This window comes from Tessaracoccus sp. OS52 (assembly GCF_020687685.1).
Classification (GTDB): Bacteria; Actinomycetota; Actinomycetes; order Propionibacteriales; family Propionibacteriaceae; genus Arachnia.
On the sequence record NZ_JAJEWM010000001.1, the window covers coordinates 389,330 to 406,834 of the forward strand.

A 17,505-nucleotide genomic window follows, 5' to 3' on the forward strand; every position below is an offset into this window, starting at 1 on the left:
CCCGTCGACGTCGGGGGTTTGCCGGCAACCGTCGTTGCCGGGCCGGGTTCGTGGCATTTCCTCCGATGGTGGACAATGGCGTCCGTGGCGAAACGAGAAGTGGTCCTGACTGTCGAGAAGCTGAAGAAGGCCTACGGGCCGGTGACGATCGTGGAAGGCCTCGACCTCAAGGTCCACGCCGGGGAGGCGGTGGCGCTCACGGGGCGCAACGGTGCCGGCAAGTCCACCGTGCTGCGCTGCATCGTCGGGGCCGACCGTCCCGACGAGGGCACGGTGAACGTCCTGGGCACCAAGATGAACGAGACCAACCCCGAGATCCGCCGGAACGTGGCGACGGTCATCGACGACCTCGACTTCTTCCCCGACCTCTCCGTCGTCGAGCACCTCGACCTGCTGGCGCGTGCGCACGGTCTGCATGACCCGGACGCCCTGGTAGATGAGGTCCTCGACGAGGTGCAGCTGGTGCCGCAGGCGAGCCAGTTGCCCAACACCCTGTCCTCGGGCCAGCGCCGTCGGCTCGCGCTGGCGACGGCGTTCGTCCGGCCCCGTCGGCTGCTGGTGATGGACGAGCCCGAGCAGCGCCTCGACGTCGAGGGCATCGAGTGGCTGGGCCGACGGCTGCGGCAGGACCTCGACGACGGCCTCGCGATCGTGATGGCGAGCCACGAGCCCGCGCTCCTGAAGGCGATCAACGCCCGCGAGGTCCGGCTGGGGGAGCCGCGCGGATGAATGTGACAGACGACCGGTTCGGTGAGGTCGGGCAGGCCGACGAGAAGCAGCTGAAGCTGCTGATGCGCGACTGGCGCCACGGCCGCGCCGACCGCAACATCCTTGAGGCACTGCAGGACGCCTACGTGATGGTCTTCGGCGTGGTCCTGATCGGGGCCATGCTGATCAGTTCCATCATCCAGGCCCAACAGTCGGTGGCAGGCTGCACCACGGACTCGTGCCTGGCCGCGCGCGGACTCCTGCCCTGGGCGGCGGTGGCCGCGGTGCTGGCGTTCACGCTGGTGGCCTGCCGCATGTTCGGCCCCATCGTCGCCTCCGCGGCCGAGGGGTTCTGGCTGATGGACGCCGCGGTGGATCGCCGGCGACTCCTGCGCGGACGGCTGTTCGCGGCACTCGCCATCGCGTTCGGCCTGGGCGCGCTCTTCGGTGCTCTCATCGCGGCGCTGACGGGGTCGACGCTTGTGAACGTGGGCGTCTGGGCGCTGTCGGCAGGTCTCGGAGCATTCGGGCTGACCGCCTTCGCGGCCGCGGAACAAGGCCTGGAGCGGCACTGGATCACCACGGCCCTGCAGTGGATCGTCGGGTTGCTCGCCGTCGCGACGCTGCTCGCGCTGGTCGGCATCGCCGCCGGCTGGCTCCCGGTCGAGGGGCTGGACCGCCTGAGTGTCGAGTTCGCCTACCTCATCGCCGGCGGAGGCCTGCTGCTCGGCATCATCTCCGCCGTGCTGGCGCACCAGCGGCTCCGCAACATCCGGCGCCAACGGCTGACCGCCGGCAGTTCGCTCATCGCGGGCATGCAGGGTGCCGCCTTCGCGCTCGACTTCGCGCTGGTGCGGGACATCCTGGTGGAGCACAAGGCAAAGCAGAAGGGGCACGTGCGCGCCACCCGCGGGGCCGGCGTCGGCACCAAGGCGCTGGTGCTGCGCGACGTGCAGCGGCTGTGGCGCAGCCCCATGCCGCTGGTCGGCTGGCTGGGGTCCATGGTGGTCCCGTACGCGGTGCAGGCGCTGGGCATCTCGCAGCTGAACCCGCCGATCTCCGCGCTGGTGCTGATGGCGGTGCTCATCCCGTTCATGAACTCCCTGCGTGTGCTGACGCGCACCAAGGGCCTGCAGCGCTGCTTCCCGTTCTCACCGTCCCAGATCAAGACCGCGGTCATCATCGTGCCCGCGGTACTCGCGCTGGTGTGGGGCATCGCCACGGCGCCGGCGTTCCTCGGCGTCCTGGGTGGGGAGCGGCTGGACCTGTTCGCCGGCGTCACGGCTGCCCTGATCACTGCCGTGGCGGGGCTGCTGGCGGCCATCCGCTGGGTCAGTGCCAAGCCGGCCGACTACGGCGGGCCCATCGTCGCCGTCGGTGTGGGGGCGATGCCACCCGGCATGCTGTTCTCCATCCTCCGCGGCATCGACATGGTGGCGCTGGTGACCCTGCCGATCGTGTTCGGGCTGCCGGTGTGGGTCTCGATCCTCATCGCCGCCGTCGCGTTCGCGATCCTGCGCTCCGGGTTCGACAAGGACCAGATGCTGGAACAGCAGGAGGAGCAGCGCCGGCTCCTGGAGGAGGAGAAGGCCAGGAAGCAGGGCCGCTCCACGGGAAATGCGACCAAGATCAAGGTGCAGCGTTCGGCCAAGCGCTGAGGGGCGCATCCTTGAGGGTGTGGTGATCGCTGGAAGCACGTCGCGTCCGGTGGCGTGACCTGGCAGGTTGAACTACCGAAGAAAGGCTTTTGCCGTGCAGAACCCCTCAGATCTCTACCGCTTCGAGACCGACGCCGACCTCGGCGAGTCGCGCTCGGGGGTGTTGGTGGTGACCCTGGGTGCCTTCATCGACGCCGGCGACGTCCAGCGCATCCTGGGTGAGCACCTCGTGGAGTCGGGCAACTCCGAGCTCATCGCATCCTTCGACCTCGACCAGCTCTTCGACTACCGGGGCCGCCGCCCCGTGATGATCTTCGACGCGAATCGCTGGGCCGGCTACGAGGCTCCCGCCATGATGCTGCGACGGCTGACAGACCGGGACGGGCACACCTATTACCTCCTCACCGGACCCGAACCCGACTTCCAGTGGGAGCGGGTGGTCGAGGCCATCCGGGAACTTGTCGTGTACCTGGGGGTGACACTGGTGGTCACCGTCCACGGCATCCCCATGGGCGTGCCGCACACCAGGCCCGTCGGGATGACGGCGCACGCCACCGACCCGAACCTCATCGGGGCAGTGAGGTCCCCCTTCGGGCGCGTCCAGGTACCGGGCTCGCTCGGTGCCCTGCTCGAACTCCGGCTCGGGGAGGCGGGGCATGCGGCGGCCGGGTTCGCCATCCACGTGCCCCACTACCTGGCAGCCTCCGAGTTCGCGGAGGGGGCACTGGCCGCACTCAACGCCGTCGTGGACCTGACGGGGCTGAACCTGCCCAACGACGGACTCGTCGCCAAGGCCGAGGCCAACCGGCGCGCGATCGCTGCCGAGGTGGACGGCAACGAGGAGGTCGGCGCGATCGTTGCGGCGCTGGAGCAGCAGTACGACGCCTTCGTCCAGGGCGCACAGCGTCCGAGCCTCTGGGCCGCGGAGGGCGACCAGATCCCCTCGGCCGACCAACTCGGTGCTGAGTTCGAGAACTTCCTGCGTTCGGTCTCCGACGACGACGAGGACTCTGACTGACCGGTACCCGGTTGGTTTCTCCGCCCCGGCCGGTGGCCTCATGCAGACTGGGCGCATGGCTCGTGTCGTTGACTGGTTGATCGGCGCCCTGGGGATGTTGTTCCTGCTCGCCATTGGAGTGGTCGTGCTCTGGTGGGTGGTCTCCGACCCGGTGGCCGAGCCCGGCGGGGAGCCCAGCGCCACCCCAACGCCCACCGCCTCCGCCTCCGCCACGGCCCCCGCCGACCTCGCAGCCGACGAGGTCTGGCTGGGGGCCATGGAACTGCAGTCGGCAGTGGTCGTGCTCTCTGGTTCCACGCTGACCGACGTCGAGGCCTGGGGTGACGGCGTGCGGTCTGGCCCACAGCGGCTCGTGGTGGAGCAACTGGAGGTGCGGGCGACGGTGCCCTTCGACACGGTCGCCGCGGAACTGGGTGGCGACTCCCGGGTGAGGGCCGCGGAGGGCGGCCAGGCTGCGGTCCACCGCACCGTCGACGTGCTGGGGAGGCAGATCGCGGTGGTGGCCACGGGGACCGTCGAGGTGAGGGACGGACTGATCGTCGTAGAGCCACGCTCCATCGACCTGGGCGGGCCGGATTTCCTGTCAGATGCCATCGCGGCGCTGGTGCGCGAGTTCGTGACCATCGAGCAGCCCGTGGAGGGACTGCCGCCGAACCTGGTGCTGCGTGACGTCGAGGTCGACCAGGACGGCTTCCGCGTACTCCTCACCGGGCAGGACGTGGTGCTCTCCGAGGGCGGCTGACGCCCGGGTCCCGCCCACTGAGCGCGTAACCGGTCCAGCGGCCCCGCCGTGTCAGTCGGACAGGCCCAGCGCCTGCAGCATCGGAAGCAGCTTCGCCTGCGTCTCGGCGAGTTCGTCGGCGGGCTCGGAGTCGGCGACGACACCCGCTCCGGCGAACAGCTGGATCTCCGACGGGTCGTTGCGCATGATCTGGCCGCCCCGCAGCGCCAGGGCCCATTCGCCGTCGCCCCGGGCGTCGACCCATCCGATGGGGCCCGCGTAGCGGCCGCGGTCCATGGACTCGAGCTCGCTGATGACCTCCCGGGCCCGGAAGGTCGGGGTGCCGCACACCGCCGCGCTCGGATGGAGCGCCGCAGCCAGGGCCAGAGCGCTGGTCTCCGGCTCGGTCACGCCGGTGATGTCGGTTGACAGGTGCAGGACGTTGGGCAGCGGCAGCACCGACGGCGCCTCAGGTACGTTCATGGCCGAACAGAAGGGCTCTAGGGCGCGGGCCACGGACTCGACGGCGAACTCGTGCTCGGCGATGTCCTTCTGTGACCGGGCCAGCTCCGCTGCGCGCGCCAGGGAGTCGGTGTGCTCGGGGTCGAGGGAGACGGTCCCGGCCAGGACCCGCGACGTCGCGAGCCCGCCCTGTCGTCGGATCAGGAGTTCCGGGGTGGCGCCGACGAGGCCGTCGACCAGGTAGCACCAGGTGGTGGGGTAGCGGTTCAGCAGCCGGTTCAGGATGGTCCGGGCATCCAGCGGGCCGTCGGCGCGCGCGCGGACGTTGCGGGCGAGCACCACCTTGCTGACCTCGCCGGTGTGGATCAGGCGGACGACCTCGCCGACGATCTCGGTCCACTGCTCCGGGGACACGGCCCCGTCGAACAACTCCACGCCGGTGGGCGGCACGAGGGGCTCACCGACGTCGGGGAGTTCGTAGCTCATCCGGGCGCCGTCGAGCTTGGTGAGCCAGAACTGGCCCGCTCGTCGTCCGATGATGATCTTGGGCACGATGAGCACCGAGCGCTCGTCGGAGCCGTCCGGGTCGAAGGTGAAGGAGCCGACGGCCAGTGGTCCGGTCCCGTAGGCGCCGGGCAGCTCGGAGTCGTGGTCTATGTAGGAGGCCACCTCGTTCCACCAGACGTCGGCCGCGTCGGCGTAGTCGGTCTCGAAACGCGCGACCTCGCCGAGCGTCACGATGCCCTCCCCCTTGCGGATGAAGGCGGTGGCCGGTCCGGAGAGCGGCAGGAAGCGCTGGAGCGGGCCCGGGTCGTCGATCGCGACGGTCGTGGCGCGCAGGCGGTTGCTGCCGGATTCCAGAATCACCCACCCGACATTAGCCGAGCGTCCCGTGTAGCTGCGAACCGGCGCCGCCTCCGGTCCTGGGCGCCGGACGTCGGGTTTGGACGCGGGGGGCGCAGGTCCTTGTCGCGGCTTGATTTCCGATTTAGGAAACGAATCCGTGGCCGAATTGCAGGACGAAGCACCTAGTCAGGCGGGACTGTGGGCGGGTGGGGCTCCGGTTGGAGGTTTGCGGATTCCACACCCTAGACTGACCTGCGAAACCCCTCCGTAGGGGCCGATCAGATCCAGGAGTTGCCAATGCCCAACGCCAAGCCGACAAGTGGCATGGCGCCCACCGAGAACGCTGAGGCCGACGTCATCGTCGTCGGCGCCGGACCCGGTGGATCCTCGACCGCGGCAAACCTTGCTCGCCGCGGCCTGTCCGTTCTCCTGCTCGAGAAGAGCCACTTCCCCCGCGAGAAGGTCTGCGGCGACGGCCTCACGCCCCGTGCCACCCGCGCCCTGACCCGACTGGGCATCGACACCTCCGAGGAAGCCGGCTGGCTCCACAACAAGGGCCTGCGGATCTACGGCGGCCGCGTCGAGCCCTTCGTGATCGACTGGCCGGACCTGACCGACTTCCCGCCCTACGGCGTGGTCCGGCAGCGCGCTGACTTCGACGACCTCCTGGCTCGCCACGCCGTCTCCTTCGGTGCGCGCCTGGTTGAGGGCGCCACTGTCAACGAGCCGATCCTCGACGACCGCTCCGGCCGCATCGTCGGCGTCCGCACCAAGGAGGGGGCCACCTACCGCGCCCCGCTGGTCGTCGCCGCCGACGGCAACTCCTCGCGCCTGGCCATCTCCATGGGACTGACCAAGCGCGACGACCGCCCCATGGGCGTGGCCGTGCGCACCTACTACACCTCGCCCCGGTCCAACGACGACTACCTCGAGTCCTGGCTGGAGCTGTGGGACGGAGAACCCCACAAGTCCACCCTGATGCCCGGCTACGGCTGGGTCTTCGGGATGGGCGACGGCACCTCCAACGTCGGGCTCGGAGTGCTCAACACCTCCAAGAGCTTCGGCAAGACCGACTACAAGGCGCTCCTGAAGCGCTGGCTGGACAACACGCCCGAGGAATGGGGCTTCCGCGACGAGAACATGGTGGGACGGGTGCAGGGCGCCGCGCTCCCCATGGCCTTCAACCGCAAGCCCCACTACGGTCGCGGCCTGCTGCTGGTCGGTGACGCAGGTGGCATGGTGAACCCCTTCAACGGGGAGGGGATCGCCTACGCGATGGAGTCCGCGGAGGCCGCTGCCGACGCGATGGCCGAGGCCCACGCCCGCGGCATCGGAACCGACTCCGCGGAGAAGGCGCTGCGCGGCTACCCCGCGCGGCTGAACTCGGAACTGGGCGGGTACTACCGCCTCGGGACGATCTTCGTGAAGCTCATCGGGGACCCGCGGATCATGCACCTTTGCACCACATATGGTCTACCTCGCAAGACGCTGATGCGTTTCGTGATGAAGTTGCTCGCAAACCTGACGGACTCGCGCGACGGTGACGCGATGGACAGGATCATCAACGGTCTGTGCAAGGTGGCACCGTCAGCATGACCGGAATCGGAAGAGGGAGGGGACAGAGATGAATCTCTACATCCCAATCGTCGGCATGGCGGTCCTGGCCGCCGTATTCGTCCTCGTGGCGATCGTGCTCAGCATCAACGTCGGTCCGGCGCGCTACAACCGGGCCAAGTACGACTCCTACGAGTGCGGGATCCAGCCCACCCCCCAGCCCGTGGGCGGTGGCCGCTTCCCGGTGAAGTACTACATCACGGCCATGCTGTTCATCATCTTCGACATCGAGATCGTGTTCCTCTACCCATGGGCGGTGGCCTACAACCAGTTGGGCACCTTCGCCGTGGTGGAGATGATCATCTTCGTCGTCACGGTGCTCATCGCCTACTTCTACGTCCTGCGCCGCAACGGCCTGGACTGGGACTGATCGGGAAGGTCTGACATGGGAATCGAAGACAAGCTGCCCAGCGGCGTCCTCCTCACCACGCTGGAAGGCGTCGCGGGATGGATGCGTCAGGCGTCCTTCTGGCCGGTGACGATGGGTCTCGCCTGCTGCGCCATCGAGATGATGGCGTTCGGCACCCCCCGGTACGACTCCGGCCGTTGGGGCCAGGAGGTCTTCCGCGCCTCGCCCCGCTCTGCGGACCTGATGATCGTCTCCGGCCGCGTGAGCCAGAAGATGGCCCCGGTCATCCGCCAGATCTACGACCAGATGCCCAACCCCAAGTGGGTCCTGTCCATGGGTGCGTGCGCCAGCTCCGGTGGCATGTTCAACAACTACGCGATCATCCAGGGCTGCGACCACTTCCTCCCGGTGGACATGTACGTGCCGGGCTGTCCGCCGCGGCCCGACATGCTCATCGACGCCATCTTCAAGCTGCGCCAGCAGGTCCAGAAGACGCCCATCGGCCCCAACGCCATCAAGGCGATCGAGGAGAACGAGCAGGCCGCGCTGACGGCGCCGGCCACCCACGAGATGAAGGGGCTCATGCGATGAGCGAGGACAAGCTTCCGCAGCGTCCCGAAGGCGCCCTTCCCATCGGGGAGGGCGAGGAGCTGACGGCGCCCGTGCGCAAGGCATTCGCCACCACCCAGGGCATGTGGTCGCGGGACTCGGGGGACACCTCGGGCTACGGGCGCATCCAGCGGACGCTGGAGATGCCCGGCCGCAGCGAGCCCCCGTTCGACGACGTGCACGACGCCATCTGGGGCCGCGCCATCGAGGTCGTTCCGGCCCTGCGCGCCAGCAGGGTGCTGTTCGACCGGGGTGAACTCACCATCTACGTGGACCGCGCCGAGCTCCCCGAAGTTGTCAGGACCTTCCGCGACGATCCGTTCCTGCGCTTCGAGGTCTGCATGTCGGTCTCCGGCGTGCACTACCCGCAGGACACCGGGGCCGAACTGCACTCGGTCTACCACCTGCATTCCTTCACCCACAACCGCCGAGTCCGCCTCGAGGTGACCTGCCCCGACGCGGATCCGCACATCCCGTCGGTCGTGGCCACCTACCCGATGGCCAACTGGCACGAGCGGGAGACCTACGACCTCTTCGGGATCATCTACGACGGCCACCCCGGACTGACCCGAATCATGATGCCCGACGACTGGGTGGGCCACCCGCAGCGCAAGGACTACCCGCTGGGCGGCGTCGACGTCGAGTACAAGGGCGCGCGGGTACCCGCGCCTGACAACCGGAGGACCTACTCATGAGCAGCACGCACGCGGCCACCGAGGACATCTTCGCCTCCCCGGGCGAGGCCACGGCTGACCGGGTATACCTCGCACAGGGCGGCGACTGGGCCGACATCGCAGGAGAGCACGCCGAGCGCGGCGACGAGACCATCGTCGTCAACATGGGCCCCCAGCACCCCTCCACCCACGGCGTCCTGCGCCTGATCATGGAGATGGACGGTGAGAGCGTCGTCTCCTGCCGTCCCGCCATCGGGTTCCTGCACACCGGCATCGAGAAGAACATGGAGTACCGGACGTGGACCCAGGGGGTCACGTTCTGCACCCGCATGGACTACGTCGCGCCGCTGTTCAACGAGGCCGCCTACTGCCTGGCGGTCGAGAAGCTGCTGATGATCACCGACGACGTCCCCGAGCGCGCCACGATCATCCGGGTCCTCGTGATGGAACTCAACCGGATCGCCTCGCATCTGGTCGCGCTCGGCACCGGTGGCATGGAGATCGGCGCCCTGACGATGATGACCATCGCGTTCCGTGAACGCGAGATGATCCTCGACTTCCTCGAGGGCCTCTCCGGCCTGCGCATGAACCACGCCTACATCCGCCCCGGCGGCGTGGCCAACGACCTGCCCGAGGGTGGCCTGGAGCACCTCGCCACGGTGATCTCCTGGCTGAAGAAGCACCTGCCGGAGTACGCGAAGTTCTGCAACGAGAACCCCATCTTCAAGATGCGCATGTGCGACATCGGCATGCTCAACCTGAGCCAGTGCATGGCCATGGGCGTCACCGGTCCCCGGCTGCGCGCCACCGGCTACGAATGGGACCTGCGCAAGGTGCAGCCGTACTGCGGCTACGAGACCTACGACTTCGACGTCGTCACCTGGGACACCGATGATTCCTACGGCGCCTTCCGCGTGCGCCTGCAGGAGATGTGGGAGTCGCTGAAGATCGTCGAGCAGTGTCTCGAGCGCCTGGAACGTACCCAGGGGCAGCCGGTCATGGTGGCCGACGCCAAGATCGCCTGGCCCGCCTCGCTGTCGCTGGGACCGGACGGCCAGGGCAACAGCAACGAGCACATCAAGCACATCATGGGCGAGTCCATGGAAGCGCTGATCCATCACTTCAAGATCGTCACCGAGGGCTTCAAGGTGCCGGTCGGCCAGGTCTACCAGGCCATTGAGTCGCCCAAGGGCGAGCTGGGCGTGCACCTCGTCTCCGACGGCGGCACCCGCCCGTACCGAGCCCATTTCCGTGACCCCGGGTTCAACCACCTGCAGTCACTGCCCATGCTGACCGAGGGCGGCATGATGTCGGACGTCGTCGTCGCCCTCGCCAGCCTCGATCCAGTTCTTGGAGGTGTCGACCGATGAGCGGTCACTTCGCCAGCCACTTCCCCGAGTCCGGGGCGGTCGACTACTCCGACCAGTCGACCAACATCGACGAGACCACCATCGATGAGCTTCGCGAGCTCGCAGGACGCTACCCGCAGGCGCGCTCCGCGCTGCTGCCGATGCTGCACCTGGTGCAGTCTGTCGACGGCCGGGTCAGCCCGCGCGGCATCGAGGTCTGCGCCGACATCCTGGGCATCACCACCGCCCAGGTCTCGGGCGTGGCCACGTTCTACACGATGTACAAGCGCCGGCCCGCCGGCAAGCACCACGTCGGCGTCTGCACGACTGCCCTGTGCGCGGTCATGGGTGGCGACATGCTGCTCGAGCGCGCCAAGCAGCGCCTCGGCATCGACGAGGGTCAGACGACGCCCGACGGCCAGGTCTCGCTCGAGCGCCTGGAGTGCAACGCCGCCTGCGACTTCGCCCCCGTGATGATGGTCAACTGGGAGTACTTCGACAACATGACGCCGGAGACCACCGACGCGCTGCTTGATGCGCTGATGAACGACGAGCAGGTGTCGTCCCCGCGCGGGGCCACGCTCACCTCATGGAAGGCCGCCGAGCGCGTGCTCGCCGGTTTCCCCGACGGACGTGCCGACGAGGGCCCCTCCGCAGGGCATGCGTCGCTGCTGGGCCGCGAAATCGCCCGTGAGAACGACTGGCGGGCTCCGGACCCGAACAACCTGCCCAAGTCCGAGTCAGTCACGGAGGAGGCGAAGTGACCGCTCCTTCGACCAGCTCAGGAGTAGCCATGCTCACCCCCGTCCTGTCCGAGCACTGGGGCACGGAGAACTCCTGGAAGCTCGCGCGCTACGAGGCCACTGGCGGCTATCGCGCGCTGCGCAAGGCCCTCGACATGCAGCCGGCCGACGTCATCTCCCTGGTGAAGGAGGCCAACCTCCGGGGTCGTGGAGGCGCCGGCTTCCCCACGGGCATGAAGTGGTCCTTCGTCCCGCAGGACAACCCGAATCCGAAGTACCTCGTCGTCAACGCCGACGAGTCGGAGCCGGGCACCTGCAAGGACATGCCGTTGATGATGGCGACGCCGCACACCCTGGTCGAGGGCGTCATCATCTCCGCGTTCGCGATCAACGCGCACACCGCCTTCATCTACTGCCGCGGCGAGGTGCTGCACATCGTGCGCCGCCTGCAGCAGGCAGTGCGAGAGGCCTACGCCGCCGGCTACCTCGGCCGCAACATCCTGGGCACCGGTTACGACCTCGACATCATCGTCCACGCTGGTGCCGGCGCCTACATCTGCGGCGAGGAGACCGCCCTCCTCGACTCGCTGGAGGGCCGTCGTGGGCAACCGCGACTGCGGCCCCCGTTCCCCGCCGTGGCCGGCCTCTACGCGTCGCCCACCGTGGTCAACAACGTCGAGTCGATCGCCTCGGTGCCCTCCATCATCAACAACGGTGCGGCGTGGTTCCAGGCGATGGGCACCGAGAAGTCCAAGGGCATGACGCTGTACTCCCTGTCCGGGCACGTCAAGCGTCCCGGTCAGTTCGAGGCGCCGATGGGCATCACGCTGCGGCAGCTCATCGAACTCTCGGGCGGCATCCGTGACGGACACGAGCTCAAGTTCTTCACCCCCGGCGGCTCCTCGACCCCGATCCTGACCGCCGAGCACCTCGACCTGCCCCTGGACTACGAGGGCATGGCCGGCGCGGGTTCGATGCTTGGCACCAAGGCACTGCAGGTCTTCGACGAGACCACTTCGGTGGTGCGCACCACCCTGCGGTGGGTCGAGTTCTACAAGCACGAGTCCTGCGGCAAGTGCACCCCCTGCCGCGAGGGCACCTGGTGGCTGGTGCAGCTGCTGATGCGCTTCGAGGCGGGCACGGCCCAGGAGGGCGACATCGAGAAGATGCTCGACGCCTGTGACAACATCGGAGGCCGGTCGTTCTGCGCGCTGGCCGACGGCGCCGTCGCGACCACCACCAGCGCGGTCAGGCACTTCCGCCACGAGTTCGAGCAGGGCTACCACACGCCCGCCTGGGAACTGTTCCCCTACGAGAAGAGTGCGCTGTTCACTTCGGAAGGAGATTCAAAGTGAGCGTCGACGCGAAGAAGCCCACAGGCGAGGTGGCCCCGGCCCCCAAGCTGGTGACCCTCACGATCGACGGCACCGAGGTGAGCGTTCCCGAGGGGACCCTGATCATCCGGGCCGCCGAGATGATCGGCAACCACATTCCCCGGTTCTGCGACCACCCGCTCCTGGACCCCGTGGGCGCCTGTCGCCAGTGCATGGTCGACATCCCGGACGCCGGAAACGGCCGCGGCTTCCCGAAGCCGCAGGCTTCCTGCACCATGCCGGTGGCCCAGGGCATGAAGGTCAACACCCACCTGACGTCCCCGGTGGCGGAGAAGGCCCAGCGCGGCATGCTGGAGTTCCTCCTCATCAACCACCCGCTGGACTGCCCGGTCTGTGACAAGGGTGGCGAGTGCCCCCTGCAGAACCAGGCCCTCAGCCACGGCCCGGGGGAGTCCCGGTTCGGCATGGCCAAGCGGACCTTCCCCAAGCCGGTGAGCATCTCCGCCCAGATCCTGCTGGACCGCGAGCGCTGCGTCCTGTGTGCGCGCTGCACCCGGTTCTCCGACCAGATCTCCGGTGACCCGTTCATCGAGCTCGTCGAGCGTGGCGCGCTGCAGCAGGTCGGCGTCTACGAGCAGGACCCCTACGACTCCTACTTCTCCGGCAACGTCGTCCAGATCTGCCCCGTCGGTGCCCTGACCTCGGCCGCCTACAGGTTCCAGGCGCGCCCGTTCGACCTGGTGTCCACCATCACGACGTGCGAGCACTGCGCCTCGGGCTGCGAACTGCGTGCCGACCACCGCCACCACCAGGTCAAGCGCCGCCTCGCCGGCGACGACCCTGAGGTCAACGAGGAGTGGAACTGCGACAAGGGCCGCTTCGGCTTCATGTACGGGCGTGGCCCGGACCGCATCACCCACCCGCTGGTGCGTCGCGACGGCGTCCTGGTCCCGGCCAGCTGGCCCGAGGCCATCGACGCGGCGGTTGATGGCTTGCGTGCGGCCGGCTCGTCGGTCGGCGTCCAGACCGGTGGCCGCCTGACCGTGGAGAACGCCTACGCCTACTCCCGGTTCGCCCGGGGCGTGCTGGGCACCAACAGCATCGACTTCCGCTCCCGTCCGCAGTCCGCAGAGGAGGCCGACTTCCTGGCGGCGCGGGTGGCGGGCCAGCAGCTGGCCGACTCGGTCCAGCACAAGGACCTGGAGACGGCCAAGCACGTCGTACTGGTGGCGCTCGAGCCCGAGGACGAGTCCCCGATCATCTTCCTGCGCCTGCGCAAGGGTGTCCGCAACAACGGCACCCGGGTGACCACGCTGGCGCCCTTCGCCAGCCGTGGCTCGGACAAGCTGGACGCCGAGGTCATCCCGGTGGTTCCGGGTGGCGAGGCCGGCGTGCTCGACCAGCTGGAGCTCGAACCCGATGCCATCATCCTGGTGGGGGAGCGAGCCGCGGTCCATCCCGGTCTCCTCACCGCCGTCGCGGCCAAGGCCGACGCCACCGGTGCCCGCCTCGCGTGGGTGCCGCGCCGCGCTGGTGACATGGGAGCGATCGAAGCCGGTTGCCTTCCCAACGTCCTGCCCAAGGGCCGCCCTCTTTCTGACGCGGCCGCCCGTGTTGACCTGTCGTCGGCGTGGGGCGGGGCTTCCGTGGCAGCGGGTCCGGGCCTGTCGGCCGTCGAGCAGTTCGAGGCCGCTTCTCGTGGCGAGCTGAAGGCCCTCGTCGTTGCTGGCGTGGACCCCATGGACCTCGCGGACCCGGCTGCCGCCCTCGCAGGCCTCGAGAACGCCGACTTCGTGATCAGCATCGAGCAGCGGCTCGGCCTGGTCACCGAGCGGGCAAACGTCGTGTTCCCGGCCGCGTTGGTCGAGGAGCAGGCGGGCCACTTCATCAACTGGGAGCACCGGGAGCGCCCGGTCTCACTGGTGAACGCAGCCAACCGCAGCCCCATGACAGACCTGCGGATCCTGGCAGCGCTGTCCGACGCGCTGGGTTCCGACCTGGGCTTCCGCACTCCCGCCGCCGCCTTCCGGGACCTTGCCGAGCTCGGCCCCTGGGAAGGAGCCAGGTCTTCGGGCCCCGACGTCGCAGCCACTGCGACCGAGACCGACGGCATCGTGCTGGCATCCTGGCGCGAGTTGCTCGACGCCTCCAGCGGCAATGACCACGAGCTCGCCCTGCGCGCCACGGCCCGCCCGGCAGTGGCCCGTCTCTCGCACGCGACGGCGGCCCAGCTCGGCGTCGGCGACGTGGTGTGCGTCGGGTCCGGCGACGCCCGGATCATGCTGCCGGTCCTCGTGACGGGTGGCATGGCCGACAATGTGGTGTGGGTTCCGGCCAACCCCGGCGTGGGCAGCGGGGACAGGCTTCCCGCGACGCCCGGTGCGGTCGTCACCATCCAGGCAGTGAACGCTGACGAAGGAGTTCAGGCATGAACGTGTTCTTCCAGGACCCGTGGTGGCTCATCCTCATCAAGGTGGTCGGCCTCTTCGTCGTCCTGCTCGTGTGGACCATCTTCAACGTCTGGTACGAGCGTCGTCTGGTGGCGAAGATGCAGCACCGACTGGGCCCGATCATGAACGGACCCTTCGGTCTGGGCCAGGCCCTGGCCGACGGCTCCAAGCTGATCTTCAAGGAGGACTTCCGGCCGGCAGGTACTGACCGGCTGGTGTTCAACCTGGGGCCGCTGCTGACCGGCGTCGCCGCGTTCACCAGCTGGACGGTGATCCCGTTCGGCGGCGAGGTGGAGATCTTCGGGCACCTGACCAGGCTCCAGGTCACCGACCTGCCGGTCGCCGTCCTGTTCATCCTCGCCATCGCGTCGATCGGCATCTACGGCATCGTGCTGGCGGGCTGGGCCTCGAACAACACCTACTCGTTCCTCGGCGCAATCCGCTCCTCGGCCCAGATGATCTCCTACGAGATCGCCATGGGTCTGTCGATCGTCGGGGTCTTCCTGCTTTCGGGCTCCATGTCCACCCATGCCATCGTCGAGGCACAGGCCAACCCGATCATCTTCCGGATCCCCTTCACCGACTCCCAGTTCGACATCGGCGTCACCGGTTGGTACGCCATCCTGCTGCTGCCGTCGTTCATCATCTACGGGATCTCGATGGTTGGCGAGACCAACCGTGCGCCCTTCGACCTGCCGGAGTGCGAGTCCGAGCTGGTCTCGGGCTACATGACGGAGTACTCCGGCTTCCGCTACGCCATGTACTTCCTGGCCGAGTACATCAACATGGTCACCGTCTCCGCCGTGGCCACCACGTTGTTCCTCGGTGGCTACCTGCCGCCGTGGCCGTTGAACCTGATCCCGTTCCTGGACAACCCGTGGTTCGGACCGATCTTCTTCATCATCAAGGTCCAGTTGGTGTTCTCGATCTTCGTGTGGTTGCGTGGCACCCTGCCCCGCTTCCGTTACGACCACTTCATGGATCTCGGCTGGAAGGTCCTGATCCCGATCTCGCTGCTGTGGATCGTCATGGTGGCCATCGCGCCGCAGTACACGATCGGCCTCGCCGTCGCGCTGCTGGCCATCCTCATCGCCTTCAGCGGCCGGACCGACCGTGAGGAGAAGGTGGAGATCGACACCGACGAGCCGTTCGACGCATTCGCCGGGGGTTATCCGGTCCCACCGCGGCCCGGACAGGTCCTGCCGGAGATGGCAGGCATCGTGAGGGCATCCGCCACCACCGGTGACAGCACGCAAGGGGAGGAGAACTGATGGGTCTCTTTGATCCGTGGGCCGGGTTCGGCGTCACGTTCAACACCATGTTCCGCAAGACCTTCACCCAGGGGTATCCCCAGAAGGGCAAGGAGAAGGTCACGATGCCGCGCTTCCATGGCCGGCACCAGCTCAACCGCTGGCCCGACGGCCTGGAGAAGTGCGTCGGCTGCGAGTTGTGCGCGTGGGCCTGCCCAGCGGATGCCATCTACGTCGAGGGCGCCGACAACACCGACGACCAGCGCTACTCGCCCGGCGAGCGGTACGGGCACGTCTACCAGATCAACTACCTGCGCTGCATTTTCTGCGGGCTCTGCATCGAGGCCTGCCCCACCCGGGCGCTCACGATGACCAACGAGTTCAAGCTGGCCGACGACTCACGCCGGTCCCTGATCTACGAGAAGCAGGACCTGCTCGCGCCACTGCTGACCGGCATGGAGCAGCCGCCCCACCCGCGTCGCCTCGGTGACGACGAGAAGACCTACTTCCTCGGACTGCCAGCCACCGGTCAGCCCGACACCCGTACCCCTGTCCAAGGAGCCGCGAAATGACCTCGTTCATCCCGCTGGTGACCGCCGGCGAGGTTGCGTTCTGGGTGTGCGGACCGCTCGCCATCCTCTTCGCGGTGGGCATGGTGCTGATGCGCAAGCCGGTCCACTCCGCCATCTCCCTGGCGGGCGTCATGCTGAGCCTGGCCGTGCTCTACGCGGCGCAGGACGCTCCGTTCCTGTTCGTCATGCAGATCATCGTCTACACCGGCGCGATCCTGATGCTGTTCCTGTTCGTGGTGATGCTCGTGGGCATCGACACCTCCGACTCCGTCGTCGAGACCCTGAAGGGCCATCGCGTCGCCTCCTTCCTTGCCGTCCTGGGCGTCGCCGTCCTGCTGATCATGGCTGTGGGCCAGGGCGTGTTCGTCCAGGAGCCCGCGGGGCTGGCCGTCGCCAACGAGGAGTTCGGCGGCAACCTGGAGGGTCTGGCCGCCCTGCTGTTCAGCCGCTACGTGTTCGCCTTCGAGGCCACCGCCGCGCTGCTCATCACTGCCGCGGTCGGGGCCATGGTGCTCGCGCACGGCGAGCGCCTCAAGGCCAAGCGCACCCAGCTCGAGCAGGCGCAGGACCGGATGGAGGCCTACGCTGCCACCGGTGCTGACCCCGGCGCCCTGCCCAACTCGGGCGTCTACGCCCGCAACAACGCCATCCACTTCCCGGCACTGCTGCCCGACGGCTCGCTCTCCGAGCTGTCGGTCTCCAGGACGCTCACCGCCCGTGGCGCCGTCGTGCCGGTGGACCATCTGCGCACCCCTGCCGTGCAGGCCTTCAAGGCCGTCGAGCGGGTCCGCTCCGTAGCAAAGGGAGAGGCCGAATGAGCACCGAACCGTACCTTGTGGTCTCGGCGATCCTGTTCGCACTGGGAGTCCTCGGCTTCCTCGTGCGCCGCAACGCGATCATCGCGTTCATGAGCGTGGAGCTGATGCTGAACTCCGTGAACCTGTCCTTGGTGACGTTCTCGCGCCAGCACGGCAACCTAGACGGACAGGCGGCCTCCTTCTTCGTGATGGTCGTCGCCGCGGCGGAGGTCGTCGTGGGGCTCGCCATCATCGTCGCCGTGTACCGCGCCCGCCGCTCGACCTCCGTCGACGACGCCAACCTGCTGAAGTTCTGAGGGGTCGAAAAGCGTGCATCTCCTGGAAATTGTC

The 17,505-nt window shown here is 68.2% G+C and carries 17 protein-coding genes; 16 read left to right on the forward strand and 1 reads right to left on the reverse strand.

What is annotated here, in order from left to right:
- The first annotated feature begins 75 nt into the window (after positions 1–75).
- The 4 genes from LKO27_RS01665 to LKO27_RS01680 all read left to right on the forward strand — a co-directional run bounded on the left by LKO27_RS01665 (position 76) and on the right by LKO27_RS01680 (position 4,126).
- Positions 76–729, forward strand: a complete 654-nt coding sequence (locus LKO27_RS01665; RefSeq protein WP_227735169.1) for an ABC transporter ATP-binding protein — start codon at positions 76–78, stop codon at positions 727–729.
- Positions 726–2,366, forward strand: coding sequence for a DUF6297 family protein (locus LKO27_RS01670; RefSeq protein ID WP_227735170.1), 1,641 nt, complete (start codon positions 726–728; stop codon positions 2,364–2,366). The genes LKO27_RS01665 and LKO27_RS01670 overlap by 4 nt, the downstream gene beginning before the upstream one ends.
- A 94-nt stretch (positions 2,367–2,460) precedes the next feature.
- Positions 2,461–3,384, forward strand: a complete 924-nt coding sequence (locus tag LKO27_RS01675) for a PAC2 family protein (protein ID WP_227735171.1) — start codon at positions 2,461–2,463, stop codon at positions 3,382–3,384.
- A 55-nt stretch (positions 3,385–3,439) separates the two neighbouring features.
- A complete protein-coding gene (locus tag LKO27_RS01680; protein WP_227735172.1) occupies positions 3,440–4,126 on the forward strand; it encodes an LmeA family phospholipid-binding protein in 687 nt (228 codons plus the stop codon).
- A 51-nt stretch (positions 4,127–4,177) separates the two neighbouring features.
- On the opposite strand, the gene LKO27_RS01685 is transcribed toward LKO27_RS01680, so the two are convergent.
- A complete protein-coding gene (locus tag LKO27_RS01685; protein WP_227735173.1) occupies positions 4,178–5,434 on the reverse strand; it encodes an isochorismate synthase in 1,257 nt (418 codons plus the stop codon).
- Between the two features lie 276 nt (positions 5,435–5,710).
- Between LKO27_RS01685 and LKO27_RS01690 the strand changes: the two genes are divergently transcribed.
- The 12 genes from LKO27_RS01690 to nuoK are packed head-to-tail and all read left to right on the forward strand — an operon-like array spanning position 5,711 to position 17,471.
- The gene (locus tag LKO27_RS01690) at positions 5,711–7,009 is read left to right on the forward strand and encodes a geranylgeranyl reductase family protein (protein ID WP_370629921.1); all 1,299 of its coding nucleotides are present in this window, start codon (positions 5,711–5,713) and stop codon (positions 7,007–7,009) included.
- Positions 7,010–7,037: 28 nt separating this feature from the next.
- Positions 7,038–7,397 (forward strand): NADH-quinone oxidoreductase subunit A, encoded by a 360-nt coding sequence (locus LKO27_RS01695; protein ID WP_227735174.1) that lies wholly within the window; start codon positions 7,038–7,040, stop codon positions 7,395–7,397.
- 15 nt (positions 7,398–7,412) lie between these two features.
- Positions 7,413–7,967: an NADH-quinone oxidoreductase subunit B family protein gene (locus LKO27_RS01700; RefSeq protein WP_227735175.1), complete on the forward strand. Its 555-nt coding sequence runs from the start codon at positions 7,413–7,415 to the stop codon at positions 7,965–7,967.
- Positions 7,964–8,680, forward strand: a complete 717-nt coding sequence (locus LKO27_RS01705) for an NADH-quinone oxidoreductase subunit C (RefSeq protein WP_227735176.1) — start codon at positions 7,964–7,966, stop codon at positions 8,678–8,680. Before LKO27_RS01700 ends, LKO27_RS01705 begins: the two co-directional genes overlap by 4 nt.
- Positions 8,677–10,029 (forward strand): NADH-quinone oxidoreductase subunit D, encoded by a 1,353-nt coding sequence (locus LKO27_RS01710; protein ID WP_227735177.1) that lies wholly within the window; start codon positions 8,677–8,679, stop codon positions 10,027–10,029. The genes LKO27_RS01705 and LKO27_RS01710 overlap by 4 nt, the downstream gene beginning before the upstream one ends.
- Positions 10,026–10,772 (forward strand): NADH-quinone oxidoreductase subunit NuoE, encoded by a 747-nt coding sequence (gene nuoE / locus LKO27_RS01715; protein WP_227735178.1) that lies wholly within the window; start codon positions 10,026–10,028, stop codon positions 10,770–10,772. Before LKO27_RS01710 ends, nuoE begins: the two co-directional genes overlap by 4 nt.
- Positions 10,773–10,801: 29 nt before the next feature.
- Positions 10,802–12,106: an NADH-quinone oxidoreductase subunit NuoF gene (gene nuoF, locus LKO27_RS01720; protein WP_227735179.1), complete on the forward strand. Its 1,305-nt coding sequence runs from the start codon at positions 10,802–10,804 to the stop codon at positions 12,104–12,106.
- The gene (locus tag LKO27_RS01725) at positions 12,103–14,517 is read left to right on the forward strand and encodes an NADH-quinone oxidoreductase subunit G (protein ID WP_227735180.1); all 2,415 of its coding nucleotides are present in this window, start codon (positions 12,103–12,105) and stop codon (positions 14,515–14,517) included. The genes nuoF and LKO27_RS01725 overlap by 4 nt, the downstream gene beginning before the upstream one ends.
- The gene (gene nuoH / locus LKO27_RS01730; RefSeq protein WP_227735181.1) at positions 14,514–15,806 is read left to right on the forward strand and encodes an NADH-quinone oxidoreductase subunit NuoH; all 1,293 of its coding nucleotides are present in this window, start codon (positions 14,514–14,516) and stop codon (positions 15,804–15,806) included. Before LKO27_RS01725 ends, nuoH begins: the two co-directional genes overlap by 4 nt.
- Positions 15,806–16,357: an NADH-quinone oxidoreductase subunit NuoI gene (gene nuoI / locus LKO27_RS01735; RefSeq protein WP_227735182.1), complete on the forward strand. Its 552-nt coding sequence runs from the start codon at positions 15,806–15,808 to the stop codon at positions 16,355–16,357. Before nuoH ends, nuoI begins: the two co-directional genes overlap by 1 nt.
- Complete coding sequence (locus tag LKO27_RS01740) at positions 16,354–17,175, forward strand: NADH-quinone oxidoreductase subunit J (protein ID WP_227735183.1); 822 nt, start codon at positions 16,354–16,356, stop codon at positions 17,173–17,175. The genes nuoI and LKO27_RS01740 overlap by 4 nt, the downstream gene beginning before the upstream one ends.
- The gene (nuoK, locus tag LKO27_RS01745) at positions 17,172–17,471 is read left to right on the forward strand and encodes an NADH-quinone oxidoreductase subunit NuoK (protein ID WP_227735184.1); all 300 of its coding nucleotides are present in this window, start codon (positions 17,172–17,174) and stop codon (positions 17,469–17,471) included. Before LKO27_RS01740 ends, nuoK begins: the two co-directional genes overlap by 4 nt.
- Positions 17,472–17,505 lie beyond the last annotated feature (34 nt).

Bases quoted from the DNA above. Each gene is read 5' to 3' on its own strand.
- nuoK (WP_227735184.1), top strand. From the start codon at position 17,172: ATGAGCACCGAACCGTACCTTGTGGTCTCGGCGATCCTGTTCGCACTG.
- LKO27_RS01680 (WP_227735172.1), top strand. From the start codon at position 3,440: ATGGCTCGTGTCGTTGACTGGTTGATCGGCGCCCTGGGGATGTTGTTC.
- LKO27_RS01665 (WP_227735169.1), top strand. From the start codon at position 76: ATGGCGTCCGTGGCGAAACGAGAAGTGGTCCTGACTGTCGAGAAGCTG.
- nuoH (WP_227735181.1), top strand. From the start codon at position 14,514: ATGAACGTGTTCTTCCAGGACCCGTGGTGGCTCATCCTCATCAAGGTG.
- nuoF (WP_227735179.1), top strand. From the start codon at position 10,802: ATGCTCACCCCCGTCCTGTCCGAGCACTGGGGCACGGAGAACTCCTGG.
- LKO27_RS01710 (WP_227735177.1), top strand. From the start codon at position 8,677: ATGAGCAGCACGCACGCGGCCACCGAGGACATCTTCGCCTCCCCGGGC.
- nuoE (WP_227735178.1), top strand. From the start codon at position 10,026: ATGAGCGGTCACTTCGCCAGCCACTTCCCCGAGTCCGGGGCGGTCGAC.
- nuoI (WP_227735182.1), top strand. From the start codon at position 15,806: ATGGGTCTCTTTGATCCGTGGGCCGGGTTCGGCGTCACGTTCAACACC.
- LKO27_RS01705 (WP_227735176.1), top strand. From the start codon at position 7,964: ATGAGCGAGGACAAGCTTCCGCAGCGTCCCGAAGGCGCCCTTCCCATC.
- LKO27_RS01670 (WP_227735170.1), top strand. From the start codon at position 726: ATGAATGTGACAGACGACCGGTTCGGTGAGGTCGGGCAGGCCGACGAG.
- LKO27_RS01695 (WP_227735174.1), top strand. From the start codon at position 7,038: ATGAATCTCTACATCCCAATCGTCGGCATGGCGGTCCTGGCCGCCGTA.
- LKO27_RS01740 (WP_227735183.1), top strand. From the start codon at position 16,354: ATGACCTCGTTCATCCCGCTGGTGACCGCCGGCGAGGTTGCGTTCTGG.
- LKO27_RS01700 (WP_227735175.1), top strand. From the start codon at position 7,413: ATGGGAATCGAAGACAAGCTGCCCAGCGGCGTCCTCCTCACCACGCTG.
- LKO27_RS01690 (WP_370629921.1), top strand. From the start codon at position 5,711: ATGCCCAACGCCAAGCCGACAAGTGGCATGGCGCCCACCGAGAACGCT.